A 2,715-nucleotide genomic window follows, 5' to 3' on the forward strand; every position below is an offset into this window, starting at 1 on the left:
ATCTACGCGACTACACTGCAACTTTTAGCCGCAATCTGGTAGACGTGGTCTCACTAACAGCCTACTACCCCTACGAACGGGGCGAAACCTTCATCTGGAATATCTTGGCACTACTGCCTGGCTCAGATCGAGTCCCTTACGATCTAGTTCTGAAGGATCGGACTGGCCAAGGATTCAATGGTGGAGGCTTGCCCCCGACGATGATGGGCGAATGGATTATCAACTTCGGGGACGCCGGACTGGTTCTTGGCATGATTTCTGTTGGGATAGGTGCATCTGCCCTTCATCGCATGGTTGCCAGTAACCACCTTAGGAATAGAATCGTTTCACTGATCTGTCTTTACTACTTAGTTTCGGCCATCCGGGGCGGCCTCGGAAACGTGCTTTTCGTATCCGTATGGCTATCGCTAGCAGTCGTCGCAACCCTGGCCGTCTTGGGCTCTGCAAATTCACGCCTCCGCCTTCATGGCTAATCGTTTAAGGCCAATTCTTCTCGCTCTGGACCAAGCTGCATACAGCGCGAATAGCATGTTCATGACGATCCTTGCGGCCAACTTCCTGTCTGTAGAGGCGTTTGGGCAATTTGCTCTGATCCTCACCCTGCTGACGCTCTCTATCGGTCTGAGCCGGACAGTCTCGAGTGACCTTCTTATGCTCTATCGCGGTGGTGACGAGGACTCGGGAAGCATGTTGTCGTCAGCGCTATTCCGCTGTTGTGCAATTGCGATTGCCGCACAGGTTTCTGTGCTGCTCTTCTTCACATCGGTTCCTGACCAGGCGCCCTCGCCGTGGCTACTAGTCGTTGCGGCGCCGTTCCTGCACGACTTCACCCGCTTCGCGCTCATCGCCGGCGACCGCATCGGCGGTGCGACTTTGCTGGACTGCGGGTGGGGACTAATGATTGGGATCTTTGCCCTTCTTATCCATCGCGAGAGCTTAGGTTCCACCGGATGGTTATCTCTTTGGGGTCTCGCCTGCCTACCGGGACTGCTCATCGCGAGTCTGCTTATGCGGAATCGGCTTCACTGCCATAGGCCAACGGCTAGCGCCATCTTTCTGGACGCTCGAGCGATCCGGTTTGGCAGCGACTATGCGATTGGTACGCTTTCTATCCAGATACCACTTTGGCTGGTAGCGGCCAGCGTCGGACCGGTCGGCGTAGCGGCTCTTCGTGGGGCGGACACCTTGCTGGGTCCCGTAAGAATTCTCCTGAGTGCCAGCAACTCGCATCTTCTGAAGACGCTCCGCGCAGCGCCATTCACCGGACTGCCAGCGATCTCCGTCGGTTCAGTTCAGGCCGCGGCCGTGCTGTGGGGGACCGCTGTCATGACTATTCCAGCACTGGGGGGACTTCTGCTAGGCGAGAGCTGGGACGCCGCGCGGCCGGTCTTCCCCGTGATCATCTGCGGATTCCTGGCCATCGTTGTCACGAGCGTGCAGACCGTCCGCCTGAAGGTGTTTGGAGCGGACGTGGAGCTCTTACGCCTGCGCTTCTTCGCATTGGGGCTTGGGCTTGGTTTCGGCATCCCTGGAGCCATAGTTGGAGGTGCAATGGGGGCCGCGATTGGCGCTGCCATCACATCTCTCGTAAGTGCCGTCGGGTGGTCTATAGCAGCTCATAAAATTTCCCAAACGAAAGGTGGTCTACTGTGACCRATGTAATTGTTTCAGAAGCGTACAGCGCCTCTAACCTCGGCGATTACGAGTTGGTCGCACGGACGGTATCCGTCGTTCGCGCGCAGGACCGCAATTCACGGATTGCGATAGTTGCAGTCGACCCCGCTTCCTTTCGTGGTCTCGGCACCGGGACCACCTTTCCTCGCATATTCGACCGCCTTGAATACTTGTCGGTCACGGGACGACGCCGTCGTCTCCTGGTCGGACGGTGGGCGTTGCGCCTCGCCGTGTTGACCGGGCTTGCATTGGTCCCAGGGTGGCGGCTCAGAAGGATCATCCTCCGACGGTATCCGCATCCGACGGTGAAGGCATATGCCCGTTCCTTGAGGACGGTTGCCGTGGGAGGGGGATATCTTGGTGACCAATATAAGGTCGAGTCTCTCCTCGTGGCTTGGACTTGGTGGTGGGCGAACCGCGTAACAGGCTCGGTGGAAACAATGCCCATCTCATGCGAATTGTCCACGGGCCGTACAGGGAGAATCTTTGCCGCGCTAACCTCTGCCGTCCAACTCACTGCCCGCGACTCGCGATCCCAAGAGCGTTTCAAGGCGCTCGGCTTGGCTTCTCGCGTCGCCCCAGACCTTGCATTCCTGAACGCCTCCTCGAACCCATCGTCGAAGGCTTCAGAGGCATTGTTTGTGTCTGTAGTTGGCACCGATTATTTGGACGACAAGGAGATGGGCAGTGTCGTGGCGAACCTATCAAGGGCCATCAGTGCCTTCCCGCGGGGGACGTCCGTTGGCCTGGTTGCGATGCACGCCACCCTCGGAGGAACTCACGTTGGCGCGGACGTCGGTGCCCTAGTGCGTCTCGAGGAAGCCCTTGAGTTGAAGGGCTTCCACACGTTTTACGTCGAGGTTCAAACGTATGGTGAACTCTGCAGGGCTCTGGCGGGAGGAAGGGGGCTCATTGCTGCTCGAATGCATGCCGGTATCGCAGGTATGTGCGCTGGGATACCAGTTGCGCTGCTCGCGTACGAGGAGAAGCACTTTGCATTGGCTCAGGATCGAGGATTGTCGCAATACTGCATCTCCATAG

2 protein-coding genes are annotated in these 2,715 nt (G+C 57.9%); both read left to right on the top strand.

Features of this window, described 5'->3' with window-relative positions:
• Positions 1 to 528 precede the first annotated feature (528 nt).
• Positions 529 to 1,653, top strand: coding sequence for a hypothetical protein (locus ACXJKL_RS18900; protein ID WP_457208545.1), 1,125 nt, complete (start codon positions 529 to 531; stop codon positions 1,651 to 1,653).
• Positions 1,654 to 2,114: 461 nt separating this feature from the next.
• Positions 2,115 to 2,715, top strand: a 601-nt coding sequence (locus tag ACXJKL_RS18905) for a polysaccharide pyruvyl transferase family protein (RefSeq protein WP_457208546.1), incomplete at its 3' end; no start/stop codon positions are given.

It is taken from the genome of Nocardioides sp. P5_C9_2, assembly GCF_054049555.1.

Excerpts from the sequence above, each read along its gene's own strand:
- ACXJKL_RS18900 (WP_457208545.1), top strand. The coding sequence starts at position 529 with ATGTTCATGACGATCCTTGCGGCCAACTTCCTGTCTGTAGAGGCGTTT.